Origin of the sequence: Serratia sp. szju (assembly GCF_044594185.1) — a bacterium.
Classification (GTDB): domain Bacteria; phylum Pseudomonadota; class Gammaproteobacteria; order Enterobacterales; family Enterobacteriaceae; genus Serratia; species Serratia bockelmannii.
Map to the genome: position 1 here is coordinate 4,443,724 of NZ_CP172576.1, position 19,978 is coordinate 4,463,701.

Sequence of the window (19,978 nt, forward strand, 5' to 3'; positions counted from 1 at the left end):
GGTTTGTTGTTATTGTTCGGCGGGCGCGCTATTTATTGACGAAATAGCTGTCTTCCACCGTCACTTTTAAAATGACTTTTTTTATCTTGCCGCTTTCTGTGAAGCGGTGAGCCTGGTGGTTTTCGAAAATCACCACGTTGCCTTTACCGACCCGGCGCCTCTCGCCTTCGCCGCTGAAAAACTCGCGGTCGGTTTCGTCCTGATAGGGCGCCACCGTCGTCAGCTCCCGCTTGTCGGCGACCTCGACGGTCTCTTCCCCGTCGAGGTAATAGTGCACGTCGAAGTAACGGCGGTTGCCCTCCAGCCAGCCGTGCTGCCGGCCGGCGCCGACGCTCAGCCGATACGTCAGCGAGTCGCCGATCGAATGGCATACGTTCGGACTGATGCGATCGACATTGGCGATCGCCTCCATGCAGCGCAGCCACTTCTTGCCGCTGTGATAAATGCGCTGAAATTCCACCAGGGATTCGAGAATGATCATGCGTTTTCCTCCGCAGACTGCGGGTGGTGATGAGCGGGCGTGAAGTCATAACCAGCGAGCGTGGCGCCCTGCGTTTGCCGACCGTCGAACGGCACCAGCGTGAAACCGTAGCTGAACGGCGCCAGATAAACCCGGTGGGTATCCAGCACTTCGGAGCCCCAGGAGTTGGAGCCAAGGCCGAGGATCTGGTCGTCCAGGTTCAGCGTCAGGCAGTCGCTCGGTTCCAGCTCGTTGATGTGTTGGGCCTGGTGCAGCCTCTCGGCGCTGTAAGGCCACAGGCTGAAATTAATCGGCCGCCGCGGCTGGATGAAGATCCCCTTACCCGCCGCATCCTGCAGGCTCAGCCAGCGCACGTCCTGCCGATTGCCGTTGTCCTGCGGGAACGGATAGTGTTCGAACAGCGCGTCGGCGCGCTGCCGGTAGTGACCGATAAGGTTGGTCCGGCAGCTGTCGCGGTAGTTCTCGCCCGGTCCACGGCCGTAGTATTCCACCTGCTCGAAGCGGCGGCTGATGCCGAAATCGAGACCGATTTTCGGGATAATCTGCCGGAAATCGCCGTAAGGCTCACCGGCCAGATCCAGGCTGACGTAGCCCTGCGGGGAGATGCGCCAACGGTAGGTGCAGCGCATGCCGAAGTCGAATACCGGCGGCGCAATCAGGCTGTGCACCTCGAGCAGCAGATCTTCGCCCTGCCATTGCCGGCTAAGGCGGCGGAAGTGCTGCTGCATGATAGGGAAATGATGCGGTAGCCAAATTCCCTCATATTCCTGTTTATGGTTATCGATCACCGGTTTGAAGAAGGTGATGCGCGGCGCGCGCCCCACCACCTCTTCACCGTCTACCCGCCACGAAAGCAGTTCGCCGCTCAGCAGCGAGAACGTCAGCTGGAACCGGCAGCCGCTGACGATCAGCTGATGATTCTCCTCGCGGCATTGCAGCGCCGGCGCATCGGCCAACGGTGGAGCCGGCAGCCGCGTCGCCGTCTGGCGCAGATGCTGATAATGCCCCAGCCGCTGGCCGCTCTCGCCGTAACGGGTGGCGCTGTCCTTATACACCGCCACGTCGATCAGCGTTTCCCCTTGCCCCAGCGCCAACACCGGCAGGTGCATGTCTTCGCTCTCGCCCGGCTGCAGATTCGGCAGCTTGAATTCGTAACTTGCCACCTGGCGGCCGTCGGTCTTGACGCTGACCTTCAGCGTGATGTCCGCCAGCGAGCTGAACCAATAGCGGTTTCTCACCCGCAGCACGTCACCTGCCCCCTCATCCGCCGTCACCTCCACCGGGCACAGCACCTGCTGGTATTCACGCAGGCCGGGGCCGGGGCGCTGATCCGGGTAGATCAAGCCGTCCATGCAGAAGTTGTAGTTGTTCGGGTAGTCGCCGTAATCGCCGCCGTACTGGTAGCGCTCGCGTCCCTGCTCGTCGTGGCTCAGCAGGCCATGATCGCACCATTCCCAGATGTAGTGCCCCTGCAAACTGGCGTGGCGGTTGAACACCGACTGGTATTCGAACAGCCCGCCGGGGCCATTGCCCATGGCATGGGCGTATTCGCACAGGATGCGCGGTTTGGGGTGCGGGTATTCGCCGAAGGCGTTCATCATCGCTACACGGGAATACATGGTGCTGATCACGTCGGTCACTTCGGCGTCGCGATCTTCTTCATAGTGGATCAGGCGAGTCGGATCGAGCGCCTTGCAGCGCCGGGCCATGGCGCGAATGTTGCAGCCATAGCCCGACTCGTTGCCCAGCGACCAGATGATGATCGACGGGTGGTTTTTCTGTGCCGCCACGTGGCGCTCGATGCGCTCGACGTAGGCATGCTCCCAGCGCGGATCGTCAGTGATGCGGCTGAGATCGCCGACGTTAGCGAAGCCGTGGCTCTCCAGATCGGTCTCCGCCATCACGAACAGGCCATAGAGATCGCACAGCTCGTAAAAGCGCGGATCGTTGGGGTAATGGGCGGTGCGCACCGAGTTGATGTTGTGCTGCTTCATCAGCACGATATCGCGCTCCACCCGCGCCATATCGACGGCGCGCCCTTTAAGGTGATCGTGATCGTGGCGGTTGACGCCGTGCAGTTTGAAGTAGCGCCCGTTGACGTACATCAGCCCATCGCGCACCGCGATCTCGCGGAAGCCCACCCGCTGAGGCACCACGCCCAACAGGTTGCCGGCGCCGTCATACAGGCTGAGCAGCAGTTGATACAGGTAGGGATTTTCCGCATTCCACTGCTGCGGGCGGCTGACCGGCAGTTCGAAACGGCAGCTTAGCGCTTGCTCGATGCGCAAATCGTCGCGCCACTGCTCCGCCACGCAGCGATCGCCGTCGAACAGCTGTGCCTGCAGGCGGCAGCCCTCGGCGGCCTGCGATCCGAGATGATGCAGTTCGGCATCGATCGCCAACTGCGCGTCGCAATAGCGCTCATCAAAGGTGGTGACCAACGTCAGGTCGTGAATGTGGGTGGCGCTCTGGCCAATCAGATAGACGTCGCGGAAGATGCCGGCCATCCACCACATGTCCTGATCTTCGATGTAGGTGGAATCGGCCCACTGCATCACCCGCACCGACAGCAAGTTCTCGCCCTGCCGTACATAGGGGCTGATATCGAACTCGGCGCACAGCCGGCTGCCCTTGCTGAAGCCGACATAATGGCCGTTGACGTACACCTCGAAGTAGGTTTCCACGCCGTCGAATTTGATCAGCACTTGCTGATCTTGCCAGCCGGCATCGAGCGTAAAATGGCGCTGATAGGCGCCGGTCGGGTTATTGGTCGGCACGTAAGGCACGTCGATCGGGAACGGGAAGCCCTCGTCGGTGTACTGCAGGTGGCCATGCCCTTCCAGTTGCCACATGCCCGGCACCGCCATATCGCCCCAGTCACTCATCGGCTCGCGGTAAAACGCCGCCGGCACCTGCGCCGGATGCTCGAAGAAGCGAAAGCGCCAGCGGCCGCTCAGCAGCTGGAAGCGTCGACTGGCGTTGCGATCAAAGCTCAGCGCCTGCCCGGCATCCGCATAGCTGAAGAAGCTCGCGCGCGGCGGCAACCGGTGCTCCGACTGTTTTCCAATGTTTTCCCAATTATTCACGTCACGTCTCCCGACACCTGTGCAATGCGGAAACGATAGTAAATATTTAGTAAAAACTACAGTTGATATTTACCAAATGACGACAGGATCACAATAAATCTCAAATATCTTTTTTTATCATGACGTTAATTTTGGGCGCCAACGCCCCCCGCCGAGGCGGGGACCGGTCAGGCGAGGGTGGTGTCGCGCAGCTGCAACGAGCTGGGAACGAAGATCGACAGCGGGACGGCGCGCTCATCGCGCAGCCGCTCCGCCAGCAGGTTGACAGCCTGTGCGCCCATGGTTTCCGAAGGGATGCGCACCGTGGACAAGGCGGGGAAAATAAAGCGGGCAGTGGGAATGTCGTTGACGCTGATGAGCGCGATCTGCCCCGGCACCTGAATGCCGTGTTCGTGCAGCGCGCGCAGCACGCCGATCGCGATCGAATCGGTCGCCACCAGCAGCGCCGGCGGATAGCCATTCTTGCTCTGCAACATCGCTTTCGCGCACTGATAGCCCGACTGGCTGCTGAAATCGCCGTGGTAGATATCCTGCGCCCGTACCACATTTTGCTGCCGGCCATACTCGACGAACGCCTGCTCGCGCTGGTCGATGCCGGCCGGAGCGTCGCGCCCGCCGATAAAGCCGATGCGCTGATAGCCGCGGCCGATGAAGTAGTCGATCACCTTGCGGCTGATCTTGTACAGGTCGACATTGACGCAGTCGAAACGCTCGTCGTCCACCACGCCGTCGATGAATACCACCGGCGTTTCCTGCTGCCTGAGCTGCTCATACAGCGCGGGCTGCGGCCGGCCGATCACCAGCAGGCCGTCGGCCGACGGCAGCGCCTTGTCGCCGTTGAAGTCGTAACCGGCGCTCAGCGCCACGCCCAGCTTTTCGCACTGCGTTTCGATGCCGTAACGCATCGCCAGGTAATAGGGATCGTTGATCTCCACGCCCTGCGTATAGGTGAACAGCGCGGCGAATTGCAGGCGTTGCCCGCTCTGCCGTTTGGAAGGCGCAATCTTGTATTCGAGGCGCTCCGCCGCTTCCAGGATCTTCTGGCGGGTTTGCGCCTTCACGCTCAGGGTGGGGTCGTCATTCAACACGCGCGAAACGGTGGCGACGGACACATTAGCGGCTTCAGCAATTTCCTTCAGTGTGGCCATAGAGTCCCAATGCACAGACGAAAAACGGTAGCTTAATCGGATAGCGCCGCGGCGTACAGCGCCGCCCGCGCCCTCTCCTTCCCAAATCGGGCCAGAGCACGCTCATGCCAGCCGTTGCCGGGCGCCTGCAGCGAAAGATACCCATTTCGTCCGCTGTGATCAAGTTAACGCTTTACTGATTAAAGCGTATTTTTTACTAAATATTTTACTAATATACCTGCCGTTTACCGCTCTCTACGATCGGACTTTTTCTCTTCTCCCAGGGATCCGGGAGCGACCTCGCGTGAGCCGCCGCTCGGCTGACGTTCCGTTCCATCCAACACCAGGCCTATGCCCCATGAAATCACTAAATCATCACGCCCTGTTGCCCTGGTTGCTGCTCGTTAGCGCGCCCGTCTGGGCGGAGCAAGAACCTGTCACCCCGGCGGAGCGCAATCAGCTGCCGCCGCCGCCGTTGCCCGAAACCGCCGCGACCGCCCTGCGCTTTTACGGCGAGCTAGGCATCGGCGGCAGCGTCTATTTGAACGGCGAACATCAGCATCAATACAGCGACGGCACCTATATCGAAGGCGGCCTGGAGATCAAACAGGGCCACTGGTTCGGCCTGATTTACGGCGAAGGCTGGACCGTGCAGGCGGACAGCCAGGGCCATGCCTGGACGCCGGGCCACGGCTGGGGCGGCTTCGAGGGTGGGTTAAACCGCTTTTACGGCGGTTACCGCACCGACGACGGCACCGAGATGATGCTTAGCGTACGCAACGACTCGTCGCTCGACGATCTGCAATGGTGGGGGGACTTCACGCCGGAGTACGGCTACGTGATCCCCAACACCCGCGATCTCAGCTACGCCGCCAAGCTGCAAAATCTGACCGGACGCTTCCGCTACAGTGTGACGGCGGCGCCGGAAAGTCGTATCGACGAGAGCAAGGCGCTGTTGCACTTCGGCAAATACGATCGCTATTCCGACAAGTACACCTACCGGGCGATGATCAACGGCTACACCCAATACGATCTGCAGGACAGTCTGACGTTGCTGAACGGCCTGGAAGTGACGGACGGCCTGGGGCAGCTGTTTTTGCTGGGGCTGCGCGGCAAACACCTGGCCGGCCGCATCTGGCACCACACCGGCAAAGGCGACAGCGGTGGCCACCCCGGCAGCGAGTCGGGCCTGATGCTCAGCGCGATGACGGAAACCGCCAAAGGGCTGTATCTCTCCACCGCCTACAGCTACGCCCGCCACCGGTTTGATAACGCAGCGGATACCGCCACCTCATACGCCCAGTTCGGCGTCTGGTACGAATACGCCGGCGGCAAACTGGCCACCGCGCTGGACAGCAAGTTCTTTATGCGCAATGACAGCACCGGCGCCAGCAACTCGGTGTTTCTGATGCAATATTTCTATTGGTAACCGTTGAGGCTCCTACGATGAACATGACTCCCCTGACCCCGCTGGCCACTGCCCTCGTGCTGATGCTGACGGGCTGCGCGCCGAAAATGCCCGACGCCCCGCTGGCCGAGCGCTACCCAAACGTGATCGATCGCCACGGTGCGCCGCATTCTATGCTCGACTACGACTTCGACGATCACCAGCGCTTCAACCCATTCTTCGATCTCGGCGCCTGGCACGGCCACCTGTTGCCGAGCGGCCCTGAAGGCATGGGTGGCTTCCCCGGCCCGGCGCTGCTGACCGAAGAGTACATCAACTTTATGGCCAACAATTTCGATCGGCTCAGCGTCTATCGAGACGGTAAACCGGTGCATTTCACCATGACGGCCTACAGCCTGCCCGGCGCCCTGGTGCAGCGGCTCAGCGCGCCGGGCGTGACCGTCAACCTGACGCTGCGCTTCGCCGCCGCGCGCACCTCGTTGCTGGAAACCCAGATCCTGACCGACGCGCCGCTGGAGCTGGTGTGGGACGGCGAATTGCTGGAGCGCTACGCCGCCAAAGAGCAAAAGCCGCAGCCGCCGGCCACCGTCGAGCAGGCGTTCCCGAACTACATGCGCCGCATTGTGCCGACGGCGGACGGCCTGCGCGTCACCTTCGGCAAGGTGCGTGCGCCGTCGCAGCTGATGACCTCCGGGCAGTCCGAGTATCAGATCCATAAATCGCTGCCGCAGCGCACCACGGTCGATGGCCACCGCTTCCGCGCCACGGCGCGCATCGCCGGCTCCACCACGCTCTATACCACCTACTCGCACCTGCTCACCGCCGAAGAGGCGCAGCGTGAACAACGCACTATCGCCGACATCCTCGCTCACCCGCAGCGCTATATGGCCGCGTCGGCGCAGCGCTGGGAACGCTATCTCGCCGACGGGCTCAGCAACCCGCACGCCACGGCGGAACAAACGCGCGTAGCGGTCAAAGCGATAGAAACGCTGAACGGCAACTGGCGCGGCGCAGCTGGGGCGATGAAGTTCGACTCGGTCACGCCATCGGTCACCGGGCGCTGGTTCTCCGGCAATCAGACCTGGCCGTGGGACACCTGGAAACAGGCCTACGCCATGGCGCACTTCAACCCGGACGTGGCCAAGGACAACATTCGCGCAGTATTCGCCTACCAGATCCGGCCGGGCGATGCCCTGCGCCCGTGGGATGCCGGTTTTCTGCCTGACCTTATCGCCTACAACCCCAGCCCGGAGCGCGGCGGCGACGGCGGCAACTGGAACGAGCGCAACACCAAGCCGAGCCTGGCGGCCTGGGCGGTGATGGAGGTCTATCGCGTCACCGGCGATAAGGGCTGGCTGGCGGAGATGTACCCGAAGCTGGTGGCCTACCATGACTGGTGGCTGCGCAACCGTGACCACAACGGCAACGGCGTGCCGGAGTACGGCGCCACTCGCGACAAAGCGCACAATACCCCCGACGGGCGCATGTTGTTCACCGTCAAGCGTGGGCAGCGCGAGCAAACGTTGGCCGGCCTCGACAATTACGATCGCATCGTGCGCGAGGGGCGGTACGACAGCATCGAGATCCCGGCTCAGACCGCCGCCTCCTGGGAATCGGGCCGCGACGACGCGGCGGTATTCGGCTTTATCGATCCGGATCAATTGGCGCGCTACGTAGCGCAGGGCGGCAAACGCGAAGACTGGCAGGTGAAATTCGCCGAAAACCGCGCGCCGGACGGCACGCTGCTTGGTTACTCACTGCTGCAGGAATCGGTGGATCAGGCCAGCTACATGTACAGCGACAACCGCTACCTGGCGGAGATGGCCGATATTCTGGGCCGCGGCGCCGAAGCCGCCGCCTTCCGCGCCAAAGCCGACCGGCTGGCGGCCTACATCAACACCTGCATGTTCGACAAGCAAAGCGGTTTCTTCTATGACATCCGCATCGAAGGCCGGGCGTTGGCCAATGGCTGCGCCGGCAAACCGATCGTCGAGCGCGGCAAAGGGCCGGAGGGCTGGTCGCCGCTGTTCAACGGCGCCGCCAGCCAGACGAACGCCGATGCGGTGGTCAGGGTGATGAAGGATCCGCGCGAGTTCAATACCTACGTGCCGCTCGGCACCGCGGCGCTGACCAACCCGGCGTTCGGCGCGGATATCTACTGGCGCGGCCGCGTGTGGGTCGATCAGCTGTATTTCGGTCTCAAGGGCATGGAACGCTACGGCTATCGCGATGACGCGGTGGCGATGGCGCAGGCCTTCTTCCGCCACGCCGACGGTCTGATCGCCGACGGGCCGATCCGCGAGAACTACAACCCGCTCACCGGCAAGCAGCAAGGCGCGCCGAACTTTTCCTGGAGCGCGGCGCACCTGTACATGCTATATAACGACTTCTTCACGCAATAAGCCGCAGCGGCCACCGCCATCGTTGCCCGGCGGTGGCCCGCGTTTATGAGCGGATCGGGATCACCAGCACGTCGATATTCAGCTGGTTGATGGCGTTGCGGGTAGAAGAAAACAGATTGCTCCACAGATCGTGGTGATGGCCGAACACCAGCAGATCGATGTTCTTGTCCACGACTGCCGTGCGCAGTTCGTCAACGAAGCCGCCGCGCCCGATAATCACTTCCGCGATCGGGTAGTTGACGTTTTGCGTGGTAGGTTCCAGCTCTTTGCGGATCTTCTCTTCGAACGGCACGCCGTCATAGCTGCGCTCCGAAAAGCCGATCGCCGCGTGGTAGGTGTCGTAGTGGACGTCCACATAGATCAGCGAGAGTTTGGCCTGCAGCGCCTCCGCCAGCCGCGCCCCCTTTTCGACCAGCCGTTTGCCGTCATCGCTCAGATCGGTGGCGATGACAATATGGTGGTAACACATAGCGCCTCCTGTCATGGACTCGGTAGAGCCGAGGCTCCGATATCACGTCAGGGCATATCGTTATGGTTAATTTTAGTTCAGAAATGGCGCGTACGACGGGTGGCGATGCGGTGGGAAAGCCCCGTTGCCGGGGCTGAAGGTAAAAATTACTTCTCGCGCTGCGCCTCAAACCAGACGTTGCACAACGACAGGATCAGCGTGTTGGCGTCTTTCACCAGCACGTTATCGCCGGGCACCCCATCGGTGCCCTGATCGGTGATGCCTTTGATGGTGGTATCCGCATGCTGAATGGCCACGCGTTCGACCGACGGCGTGCTGATGCCCAGCATCGGGAAATCGATGTAGGAGCTGCTGCCGGAATTGTCTTCGACAAACTCCTGCGCTTCTACGGTGCTAACGGTGGCCCCTTCGCTTTTCAGCGCCGTGCCGTTCCAGCTGAATGCATCCGCTTTGTAGCTGATTTTGCCGCCGATCAGGCTCTGCGCCTGCTGTTGATCCCAGCAACCGGTGGTCTGGGTCGGCACAATTTTACTGACGCGCCAGTTGCCCAGCAGCTGTTTGGGGATCGGCCCGGTATCGCTCTCCGCCGCCCGAACCTGAGTCGCCGAGACGCAGGCCAACACCACCAGCGGCAACAGCGCCTTGCTCCAAGTGTTCAATCGCATTGTCTATTCCTTCGTTTCAGTACCCAGTCTGCCCTTGCGGGCCAACGGCTATCATAATAAGCCCGCCGATTCGCCGTCAAAACAATCCGCACCGTGCCGGGCAGCGGCCGCTCATAGCTAATCGCTATGAGTCATAGTGAATCAGTATTTTGTTTTAGCCCAGCGATTACCTACAGTCACTGCCACTATTCTGCCCGCCAAAATTAGCAGGCAATGTTGACAAGGACCCTGGGAAAATGACATTTACGCTGAAAAACCTCACCCTGGCGCTGGCCGCCGCCGGCACGCTGCTGCTAACCGCCTGCGGCCCGACCGCACAGGACGATCACCACATCAAGGTCGGCATCAGCGCCGGTATCGATCAGTCGCTGTGGGCGGTGGTGCAGAAAGTGGCCAAGCAGAAATACGATCTGGACGTGGAGGTGGTGACCTTCAACGATTACGTGCTGCCGAACGAAGCGCTGAACAACGGCGATCTGGACGTCAACGCCTTCCAGCACAAGCCGTATCTGGACAAGCAGATGCAGGAGCGCGGCTACAAGCTGGCGGCGGTAGGCAACACCTTCGTCTACCCGATCGCCGGCTATTCGAAGAAGATCACCGCACTCAGCCAGTTGCCGGACGGCGCGCAGGTGGCGGTGCCGAACGATCCGACCAATCTGGGCCGCTCGCTGCTGCTGTTGCAAAAACAAGGGCTGATTACCCTGAAAGACGGCGTCGGCCTGCTGCCGACCGCGCTCGACATCGTCGGCAACCCGAAAAAGCTGAAGATCGTCGAAATTGAAGCGCCGCAGCTGCCGCGCGCGCTGGACGATCAGAAAGTGACGCTGGCTGTCATCAACACCAACTACTCCAGCCAGATTGGCCTGTCGCCGGCCAAGGACGGGCTGTTTGTCGAAGACAAAAACTCGCCGTACGTCAACATCTTCGCCAGCCGCATCGACAACAAAGACAGCGAGAAAGTGAAGGATCTGGTCAAGGCCTATCAGACCGACGAAGTGGCGGCCAGCGCCGCCGAAATCTACAAGGGCGACGCCGTCAAAGGCTGGTAACGCTCTCCCGTATGCCCGTGGCGCCAGGCCACGGGCCATGCCAACCTCAGCCGCGCTGAATGGACACGCCGCCGTCCACCAGCATCGCGGTGCCGGTGACAAACGAGGAGGCGTCAGACGCCAAATACAGCGCCGCCTGCGCGATCTCCTCCGGCATCGCCAGCCGCTTCAGCGCGTGCAGCCGGGCCACCTGCGCCAAGGCTTCCGGGGTATTGCTCATCTGCCGCCCCATCGCCGTATCGGTGCCTCCCGGCAGCAGCGCGTTCACCCGAATGCCGCGCCCGCCAAACTCCACCGCCAGCGCCTGCGTCAGGCCGATCAGCCCCGATTTGCCGGCCGCATAGGCCGCCGTGCCGGGAAACGCCGCGGTGTGGCCGACGAACGTGGAGGTGAAGATCACCGAGCCCGCGCCGCGCGCCAGCATGGCGGGAATTTGATGCCTGGCGCCGTAATAGGCGCTGGACAGGTTAGTTTCCAGCACCTCGCGCCATTCTGACGCGCTGAGCGCCAGCGACGACCCCAGCGGCCCCAACGTGCCGGCGTTGTTGAAGGCGATATCCAGGCCGCCGAATTCGTCGACCGCCGTCGCCGTCAGCCGTTCGGCGAAGGCTTCATCGCGCACGTCACCCGCCACCGCCAATGCCCGGCCGCCCTCGCGCCGAATGTCCTCCACCAGCTCGGCCAACAGCGGCGCGCGCCGGGCGCCCAACACCAGCGCCGCCCCCTGCCGGGCGAACAGCAGCGCTGCCGCTTTGCCGATCCCTGAACTGGCGCCGCCGATCACCGCCACCTTGCCGTTTAATGCGTTCATCGCTCATCCTCACGCTGTTTAAAGATCCTCAGTGTGAGGCAAGGTTCGACGCCGCGCTGGCCGCAAGCGGACATGCAATTGGCGCAATAAAAAAGGCGCTGCAAGCAGCGCCCCGGCAACGCGGATCCGACGGCGAACTCACGGTTTGGCCGCATATTTCCCCTGATTGGCCGGCGTCACCAGCTCGAACGGGATCCAGTAATACGGCTCGAGTTTTTCACCGTTGATCATGCGCTGCGCCACATCGACCGAGGCCTTGCCCTGGCCGACCGCGTCCTGGAACACCGTGACCTGCATCTTGCCGGAGGCCAGTGCCTTGAGGCCGTCCGGCGTGGCGTCGATGCCGCCGATCAGCACTTTCTTATCCGCCTTGCCCGCCTGCTGCAGCGCCATGATCGCACCAATCGCCATCTCGTCGTTGTTAGCGGCGACGATGTCGATCGCTTCGCCGTTGGTCAGCCAGTTCATCATCAGATCCATGCCTTCACTGCGTGAATAGTTGGCGCTCTGTTTCTGCACCACCTTCATTTTCGGGTATTTGGCCACCACCTGCTCCACGTCTTTGGTGCGCTGCAGCGCGCCGGCGTCGGTCGGGTTGCCGATCATTACCGCCACGTTGCCCTGATAGTTAGCCAGCCGCGCCAGCTCTTCCATCTGCAGCGTGCCGGACTCCCGCTCGTCGGAGCCGACGAACACCACGCCCTGCGGCAGTTTGGCGTCGCCCGGCGTGCGGTTCACGTACACCAGCGGCACGCCGGCGGCCTGCACCATTTTGGTCATCACCGGGGTGCTGGCCGAGTTGACCGGATCGACGATAATCGCGTCCACCCCGGCGCTGATAAAGCTCTGCACCTGATCGGTCTGGCGGCCGACGTCGCCGCGCGCGTCTTCGAACTGTACGGTAATGCCGCGCGCCTTGGCCTCCTTGTCGATCGCCTGGCGGATAATGGTGAGGAAGTTCTGGTCAAAATAGGCCATCGATACGCCGATGGTTTGCGCCCATGCCGGCGCGGAAGCGCACAGCGCCACCGCCAGCCACAGCCCTTTCAGAAAGTTCATGATGTGTCCCCCGGGTAAAAAAACGCCGCCGGCCCACCTTGGCGCCGGCGGCAATTCACGGCAATCAGTGTTTTTTGCGGTTGCGCCGCATGTCGATAGACACGGCGGCGACGATAATCACGCCTTTGATGATGTCCTGAATGTAAGAATCGACGCCGATAAAGGTGAAGCCGCTTTTGATAAGGCCGAGGATCACCGCGCCGATCAGCGTGCCGGTGATGCGCCCGACGCCGCCCATCAGGCTGCTGCCGCCGATCACCGCTGCGGCGATGGCGTCCAGCTCGTAGGACATCCCCATGCTCGACTGGCCGCTGCTGACGCGCGCCGCCAACACCACGCCCGCCAACCCCGCCAGGCCGCCGGCGATGGTGTAAACCGTCACCAGGTACTTATTGACGTTGATGCCGGAGACCCGCGCCGAGGTCATGTTGCCGCCGATGGCGTAGATGTATTTGCCGTAGCGGGTGTGTTTGAGCGCGATGTGGAAGATCACTGCAATCACCAGGAAGATGATCACCGGCATCGCGCCCTGGCCGATTGACGTGAAGCCGTCCGACAGGAAGCTAACCGGGTTGCCCTTGGTGTAGTACTGCGCCAGACCGCGCGCCGATACCATCATCCCCAGCGTGGCGATGAACGGCGGAATGCCGGTGCGGGTGATCAGGAAGCCGTTGATAAAGCCGCAGACGATGCCCACCCCAATCCCGGCGCCGATCGGGATCGCCGCCGGCAGATCGAGCAACCCTGGGTACATCGGCGAGATGCTGTCCGAGGTCTGCGCCAGGCTGGCCGCCACCACCGCGGTCAGCGCAATCAGCGAGCCGGAGGAGAGATCGATGCCGGTGGTGATGATCACCTGGGTGACGCCCACCGCGATGATGCCGATGATCGCCACCTGCAGCACGATCAGCAGCAGGCGGTTCGGGTTCAGCAGGAACGACTGATCGCGCATGTACCAGCCGAGGATTTCGAAGATCAGCGCGATGCCGATCATCACGATGAAGATACCGGTGTCCTTCGGCATTTTGCCGCTCAGCCCGGAGAACAGCCCTCCCTTGCCCGTTGAATCGGCGGAGAGCGGCTTCTCAATCTTTACGTTACTCATGATGTTCACCCTTCGTTATTCTGAGGCCAGCGCCAGGATCTTCTCCTGGTCCGCGTCGTCTTTGTCCAAAATGCCGGTAATGCGGCCGCCGTGCATCACCATCACCCGGTCGCTCATGCCGAGGATCTCCGGCAGCTCGGAGGAGACCAGAATGATGGCGACGCCGCGGTTGGCCAGTTCGCTGATCAGGCGGTAGATTTCCGCTTTCGCCCCCACGTCGATGCCGCGCGTTGGTTCGTCGAGGATCAGGATTTTCGGCTGCGCCAGCAGCCAACGCGCGATCAGCACCTTCTGCTGGTTGCCGCCGCTGAGGTTATTGATGATCTGATCCATGGTCGGCGTTTTGATGTTGAGCTTTTTGATCTGATCCATGCAGTCTTTGGCCATCTGCACATGGCTGACGAAACCGTTCTTGCCGATGTATTCCGACAGGTTGACGATGCTCATGTTCTCGACCACCGACAACACCAGAAACAGGCCGGATTTCTTGCGGTCTTCGGTGAGAAACGCCAGCCCGCTCTCGATCGCCTTCGCCGGAGAATCCACCTTCACCGCCTGGCCTTCGATAAAGATCTCGCCGCCGTCCGCCGGGTGCATGCCGAACAGGCTTTCCATCACTTCGCTGCGCCCGGCGCCCACCAGCCCGGCGACGCCGAGGATCTCGCCGCGTTTGACGCTGAACGACACGTCATGAAACCAGCCGCTGCGGCGCAGCCCCGCCACCCGCAGCACTTCCTCGCCGATATTGTTGTTGAATTTGGGGAACATCTGCGTCAGTTCGCGCCCCACCATCATGGTGATCAGCGACTGTTTGGTCAGGTTTTCGGTTTTGTCGCAGGCGATGAAGGTGCCGTCACGGAAAATGCTCACTTCGTCGGTGATGGCGAAGATCTCGTCCATCTTGTGGCTGATATAGATGATGCCTTTGCCCTGCTCGCGCAGTTCACGGATGATGGCGAACAGGTGCACCACTTCGCCTTCGGTCAGCGCCGAGGTCGGTTCATCCATGATCAAGACGTCGGCGTTGTAGGACACCGCCTTGGCGATCTCCACCATCTGCTGATTGGCGATGCTCAACTCGCCCACCAGCGTATCCGGCTGCAGTTTGATGTTCAGCCGCGCCAGCAGCTCGCGGGTCTGTTCGTTCAGCTGCTCGTGGTTGACGAACCCCAGCCGCGCCGGCTCGCGCCCCAACCAGATGTTTTCCGCCACCGTCATGTCCGGCACCAGGTTCAGCTCCTGATGGATCATGGAAATGCCCGAATGCAGCGCCTGCAGCGTATCGCTGAAGGTGACCGGCCGGCCTTTGATTTTGATCGAGCCTTCGTCCGGGTGGTAAATGCCGATCAGGCATTTCATCAGCGTCGATTTGCCCGCGCCGTTTTCCCCCATCAGCGCGTGCACGCTGCCGGGTTTGATTTTAATCGAGACCTTATCCAGCGCTTTGACGCCGGGGAACTGCTTGCTGATGCCTTCGGCCTCAAGAACATAAGGGTACATACCGCTTACCTCCGCACTGACCCACGTTTTCCGCCGCGATCGCCCCACACCGGCGCCCGCGGCGGGCTTCAAGGCTTATTTCTTGTTTTTATCGGCGAATTGCTGGTAATTGGCCTGGGTGATCAGCTGGTAAGGGATCAGCACGTTGCTCTCCACTTTCTCGCCTTTCACCAGCTGAACGGCGGTTTGCACCGCGCCCTCGCCCTGGCCTTTGGCGTCCTGGAACACGCTCAACGCCAGATCGCCCTTCTTGATGAACTCCAGCGCGTCCGGCGTGCCGTCAACGCCGGCCACCAGCACGCCGGATTTCTTGGCTTGCTTCAGCGCCAAAATAGCGCCGATGGCCATTTCGTCGTTGTTGGAGGCGATGGCGTCAATCTGCTGGCCGGACAAAATCCAGTCGGTGGTGACGTCCACGGCCTCTTTACGGAAGAACTTAGCGGTTTGTTTGTCGACTATTTTGATGCCGGGGTAGTTGGCCGCCACCTCTTCCACGCCGCGAGTGCGGTCGCGCGTGGCTTCGCTCGACAGCTCGCCCATCAGGATCATCACGTTGCCCTTGCCGTTCATCAGCTTGGCCAGCTCTTCCATCTGGAGCTTGCCGGCCAGCTTGGAATCGGAGCCGACGTAGGCCATGCCGGCCGGCAGCGCCACTTCCGGCTTGCGGTTGACGAACACCAGCGGGATCTTGGCCTTCTCGGCCAGCTTGATCATCGGCTTGACGCCCTGGGTATCCACTGGGTTGAGGATGATGGCGTCGACGCCCTGGCTGACGAAGTTTTCGATTTGTTGAATTTGCTGCGCAATGTCGCCCTTGGCGTCTTCGAACTGGCCGCTGACGTTGCCGTCGGCCTTCATTTTGCTTTGCATCGACTGGCGCAGAATGGTGAGGAAGTTGTCATCGAAGTAAGCCATGGAAACGCCGATCTTGATGTCTTTCGCCAACACGCTGGCCGGCAGCATACACATCAGTACCGAGGCGGCGATCAGTTTCTTCAGCTTCATGTTCGTTACCCTTTAATCGTTAGAATGAAGAGGTCTGTTGGTTGACAGCTAATGAAAAATATTTTTTACATTCAAACAACAATACGGTCGGTGTTATCCCTTTGATACGGCGAAATTACCGCGTTATCGCCGTATTAAGGCCGTGAAAAAAATGGTGATCGATATCTCAAAACAGATTAAAAACAATCAATTGAAATAAACCCCTGGCACAGCAAACGGCGTCTTTATCGCGTTTTTAAATGTTTATTTCATAATTTAGATTATTGAAACTTTTTAACCCAAACAAGCGAAACATGCATTTTGGAATGGCTTATTAACAAAAACATGACACGGATCTAACAAATGAAATGAAAGCCACCGGCGAGCGTTCCCCTTTCGTGCGCCGGCAAAAACTGCGAGCGGCTACGCAGTTTGCGGTTTCCGCGTTTCCCGACCATTCTTACTCGGCAATAATGGACATATCCCTATCTCAGGAGGACCTGACATGCAGCTCAGCAGTAAGGTGCGGATGAACCGCCTGTTCAACAACGGCAAGTGCCTGGATGTGGCGATCGATCACGGCATCGCCAACGAACCGGATTTCTTAATCGGCTTGGAAGATATCGAACGGGTGATGGGCAACCTGATCGCCGCGCGCCCCGACGCCATTCAGGTCAACTACGGCCAGGCGGAGCTGCTGCAGCGCGCGCCGCAGCGTGAAAAACCGGCGCTGGTGCTGCGCACCGACGTCGGCAACGCCTATAACGCCGCGCGCCACCGTGAGATGTGGGCGGTGTTGCACAACCCGGAAGCGCCGATCCTCGCCGCGCTGCAAATGGACGCCGCCGCGGTGGTGGTCAATCTGTATATGATCCCGGATGAACCCGGCATTTTCCGCCAATGCGTGGAGAACATCGGCCGCCTGCGCCACGCCTGCGATCGCTACGCCATGCCGCTGATGATCGAACCGCTGGTAATGGCGCCAGCCGGCCAGGGCGCCGCCTACGGATCGCTGGGTGACGTGGAGAAGATCGTGCCGCTGGTGCGGCTGGCGCGCGAGCTGGGTGCCGACATCATCAAGGCCGATCCGACCGATCGGGTGGAGGATTTTCACCGCGTGGTGGAAGCGGCGCGCTGCCCGACGCTGGTGCGTGGCGGCGGCAAGGGGGAGCTGGGGCCGGTGCTGGAAAAATCCGCCGCGCTGATGGCCCAGGGCGCTTCCGGCATGGTCTATGGCCGCAACGTTTACCAACACAGCAATCCGTCGCAGGTGGTGCGCGCCCTGATGGCGATCATCCATCAAGGTGCCAGCGGCCAACAGGCGCTGGAGCTCTACCACCAGCAATGACCCGCTTTTGTAACTAAAATAACCCCTCCGCACCCCGGCAGCATGCTATAACCTGCTGCCGGTAACTGCAGCTTGCCTCATTCCTCGCTAGAATATGCCGTGAAATCGCCATTCGGAGAACCGCCATGCCAAAACAACGGGTGCCGCTCAAGCTGAGCACCTCCATCACGCTGATGGTGTCCGCCATCATCGCTTCGGTGCTGCTGGTGGTATTCGCGCTGTTTTTCGTGCAGATGAGCCGCGAGGGGCAAGATCAGCTGCAGCAAAAAGCCATCGCCGTCGCCAACACGCTGGCGCTCTCCAACACCGTGATCGACGGCCTGCAGCGGCGCGATCAAAGCGGCGCCATTCAGCGCTTCGCCGAGCAGGTGCGCCATCAAAACGAGCTGCTGTTCGTGGTGGTGGTGGATATGCAGGGCATCCGCTATTCGCACCCCAAACCCTGGCTGATCGGCAAACATTTTATCGGCGACGATCTGGCGCCGGCGCTGCAAGGCAACGTCAACAGCGCCATCAACCGCGGCACGCTGGCTCCGGCCCTGCGGGTGTTCGTGCCGGTGTATGACGATCAGAAAAAACAAATCGGCGTAGTGGCACTCGGCATCGCGCTGGACACCGTGCAGCGGGTGGTGGCGGAGAGCCGCTGGATCATCTATTGGACCATCGCCTTCGCCGCGCTGGTCGGCAGCCTGGGCACCTTCTTCCTGGTCTCTGCGCTCAAACGCATCATGCTGGGTTTCGAGCCTTACGAAATCTCCAACCTGTTCGAGCAGCGCAACGCCATGCTGCAGTCGATTAAAGAAGGCGTGATCGCGGTCGATAATGAATCCCGCATCACCATCGTCAATGACGAAGCCAAGCGCCTGCTGCGCCAGAGCGGGCCGGTGGAAAACCTGCTGCTGGAAGCCGCCAGCAAGCATTGGCCGGCGCAGCTGCATCTGGCGGAGGTGCTGGCCAGCGGCGAACCGCTGCGCGATCGGCAGATCAGCTTCAACGGCAGCGAACTGCTGACCAATACCGTGCCAGTGATCGTCAACGGCAAGGTGACCGGTGCCATCGCCACCTTCCGCGACAAGACCGAGGTCAGCCGCTTGCTGCAGCGCCTGAGCGGCATGGCACACTACGCCGACGCCCTGCGGGTGCAGTCGCACGAATTTATGAACAAGCTGCATGTGATACTCGGCATGCTGCACATGAAGGCCTATCAGCAGTTGGAAAACTACATCATCAACACCGCCAGCAACTACCAGGAAGAGATCGGCGCGTTGCTGCGCAAGATCCATTCGCCGGAAGTGGCGGGCTTCTTCATCGGCAAGATCAGCCGCGCCCATGAGGCCGGCATCGAACTGACCATCGAGGAAACCAGCCTGCTGCCAGAAACCGACGATGCGGAGACCACCCATGTGCTGATCAGCGTGCTCGGCAACCTGATCGAAAACGCCATCGACGCCATCGACGGCGTTGAGGGCCACGAGATCGGCCTGAGCTTCCATCACCACGACGATCAATTACACTGTATCGTCAGCGACGACGGCCCCGGCATCGATCCGGCGATCGGCGCGCGCATCTTCGAACACGGATTTTCCACCAAGGGAACGGGACGCGGCATCGGCCTGGCGCTGATCCGCAGCCATCTGGAGAAACTGGGCGGCAGCATCGATTTCGAATCCGAACCGGGCGAGCTGACCCAATTTTTCGTGCACCTTCCCTATCAGGCCAAGAGCAGAGCCCATGATTAACGTACTGATTGTCGACGACGACCCGATGGTGGCGGAGCTGAACAAATACTACCTGAGCCAGGTCGGCGGTTTTCACTGCCAAGCGACGGTCGCCACTCTGAGCCAGGCGCGCGCCCTGCTGGCCGATGCCAGCGTCAGCATCGATCTGGTGTTGTTGGATATCTACATGCAGCAGGAGAACGGGCTGGATCTGCTGCCCGGCCTGCGCGAACTGGGTGAGAAGACCGATGTGATCATCATCTCCTCCGCCAGCGACGTGAACACGGTGCAAAAAGCGCTGCACTACGGCGTGGTGGATTATCTGATCAAACCGTTCCAGTTCAGCCGCTTCAAGGAGGCACTGAGCCACTACCGGCAACAGTCGCAGCTTTTGGCGCAGCGCGAGTTTTCGCAGGCTGACGTCGACAGCCTGCTACGCCGCCAGCCCGGCGGCCAGGAGAGCAAGAAGCTGCCGAAAGGGCTAACCAGCATCACCCTGAGCACGGTGTGCGAGTGGATCGAACAGCAGCACGACAGCGAATTTTCCACCGACAACCTGGCCAACGCCATCGGCATTTCGCGGGTGTCCTGCCGCAAGTACCTCATCTATCTGGCGGAGAGCGGCATTCTCGGCACCCGTATTCTGTACGGCGCCACTGGCCGACCGGTCTATCTGTATCAGTTGAAACCGGATGCGATCGCCATGCTGAAAGAGCATTGCCGCCCGGCCTAAACGACGCCGGGCGCTGCAAGCGCCCGGACG

At 61.1% G+C, this 19,978-nt stretch carries 16 protein-coding genes; 6 read left to right on the plus strand and 10 right to left on the minus strand.

The window, feature by feature from the left end; translation table 11 throughout:
• Positions 1-28: 28 nt before the first annotated feature.
• The 3 genes from RE418_RS20990 to ebgR all read right to left on the minus strand — a co-directional run bounded on the left by RE418_RS20990 (position 29) and on the right by ebgR (position 4,715).
• Positions 29-481 carry a beta-galactosidase subunit beta gene (locus RE418_RS20990; RefSeq protein WP_089180789.1) on the minus strand — a complete coding sequence of 151 codons (453 nt, stop codon included), beginning with the start codon at positions 479-481 and terminating at the stop codon, positions 29-31.
• Positions 478-3,567, minus strand: coding sequence for a beta-galactosidase subunit alpha (ebgA, locus tag RE418_RS20995; protein WP_089180788.1), 3,090 nt, complete (start codon positions 3,565-3,567; stop codon positions 478-480). The genes RE418_RS20990 and ebgA overlap by 4 nt, the downstream gene beginning before the upstream one ends.
• A 167-nt stretch (positions 3,568-3,734) precedes the next feature.
• A complete protein-coding gene (gene ebgR / locus RE418_RS21000) occupies positions 3,735-4,715 on the minus strand; it encodes a transcriptional regulator EbgR (protein ID WP_089180787.1) in 981 nt (326 codons plus the stop codon).
• A gap of 337 nt (positions 4,716-5,052) precedes the next feature.
• Between ebgR and ygjJ the strand changes: the two genes are divergently transcribed.
• Together ygjJ and ygjK are read left to right on the plus strand one after the other, a co-directional pair.
• Complete coding sequence (gene ygjJ / locus RE418_RS21005; protein ID WP_164067605.1) at positions 5,053-6,123, plus strand: protein YgjJ; 1,071 nt, start codon at positions 5,053-5,055, stop codon at positions 6,121-6,123.
• A 17-nt stretch (positions 6,124-6,140) separates the two neighbouring features.
• Positions 6,141-8,504, plus strand: coding sequence for an alpha-glucosidase (ygjK, locus tag RE418_RS21010; RefSeq protein ID WP_089180785.1), 2,364 nt, complete (start codon positions 6,141-6,143; stop codon positions 8,502-8,504).
• A gap of 43 nt (positions 8,505-8,547) precedes the next feature.
• Here ygjK and RE418_RS21015 read toward each other — a convergent pair whose 3' ends face one another.
• Both RE418_RS21015 and RE418_RS21020 read right to left on the minus strand, forming a co-directional pair.
• Entirely contained in the window at positions 8,548-8,973 is a 426-nt protein-coding gene (locus tag RE418_RS21015) for a universal stress protein (protein WP_049209213.1), read from the minus strand.
• A gap of 146 nt (positions 8,974-9,119) precedes the next feature.
• Complete coding sequence (locus RE418_RS21020) at positions 9,120-9,638, minus strand: hypothetical protein (protein WP_089180784.1); 519 nt, start codon at positions 9,636-9,638, stop codon at positions 9,120-9,122.
• Between the two features lie 236 nt (positions 9,639-9,874).
• Here RE418_RS21020 and metQ point away from each other — a divergent pair, with 236 nt between their 5' ends.
• Positions 9,875-10,690, plus strand: a complete 816-nt coding sequence (gene metQ, locus RE418_RS21025) for a methionine ABC transporter substrate-binding lipoprotein MetQ (protein WP_089180783.1) — start codon at positions 9,875-9,877, stop codon at positions 10,688-10,690.
• Positions 10,691-10,736: 46 nt separating this feature from the next.
• On the opposite strand, the gene RE418_RS21030 is transcribed toward metQ, so the two are convergent.
• The 5 genes from RE418_RS21030 to RE418_RS21050 form a co-directional block, all read right to left on the minus strand.
• The gene (locus RE418_RS21030; protein WP_089180782.1) at positions 10,737-11,501 is read right to left on the minus strand and encodes an SDR family oxidoreductase; all 765 of its coding nucleotides are present in this window, start codon (positions 11,499-11,501) and stop codon (positions 10,737-10,739) included.
• Between the two features lie 138 nt (positions 11,502-11,639).
• Entirely contained in the window at positions 11,640-12,560 is a 921-nt protein-coding gene (locus RE418_RS21035; RefSeq protein WP_089180781.1) for a sugar ABC transporter substrate-binding protein, read from the minus strand.
• Between the two features lie 64 nt (positions 12,561-12,624).
• Positions 12,625-13,665 (minus strand): ABC transporter permease, encoded by a 1,041-nt coding sequence (locus RE418_RS21040; protein WP_049204184.1) that lies wholly within the window; start codon positions 13,663-13,665, stop codon positions 12,625-12,627.
• A 15-nt stretch (positions 13,666-13,680) separates the two neighbouring features.
• Positions 13,681-15,165: a sugar ABC transporter ATP-binding protein gene (locus RE418_RS21045; protein ID WP_025302466.1), complete on the minus strand. Its 1,485-nt coding sequence runs from the start codon at positions 15,163-15,165 to the stop codon at positions 13,681-13,683.
• 75 nt (positions 15,166-15,240) lie between these two features.
• Positions 15,241-16,170 carry a sugar ABC transporter substrate-binding protein gene (locus RE418_RS21050; protein WP_025302465.1) on the minus strand — a complete coding sequence of 310 codons (930 nt, stop codon included), beginning with the start codon at positions 16,168-16,170 and terminating at the stop codon, positions 15,241-15,243.
• A 484-nt stretch (positions 16,171-16,654) separates the two neighbouring features.
• Between RE418_RS21050 and RE418_RS21055 the strand changes: the two genes are divergently transcribed.
• From RE418_RS21055 to dcuR, 3 genes are all read left to right on the plus strand, one after another.
• Positions 16,655-17,497, plus strand: coding sequence for a class I fructose-bisphosphate aldolase (locus RE418_RS21055; RefSeq protein WP_025302464.1), 843 nt, complete (start codon positions 16,655-16,657; stop codon positions 17,495-17,497).
• Positions 17,498-17,622: 125 nt separating this feature from the next.
• A complete protein-coding gene (locus RE418_RS21060; protein WP_089180780.1) occupies positions 17,623-19,236 on the plus strand; it encodes a sensor histidine kinase in 1,614 nt (537 codons plus the stop codon).
• Positions 19,229-19,948, plus strand: a complete 720-nt coding sequence (dcuR, locus tag RE418_RS21065) for a two-component system response regulator DcuR (protein WP_004940959.1) — start codon at positions 19,229-19,231, stop codon at positions 19,946-19,948. The genes RE418_RS21060 and dcuR overlap by 8 nt, the downstream gene beginning before the upstream one ends.
• The last annotated feature ends 30 nt before the right edge of the window (positions 19,949-19,978 follow it).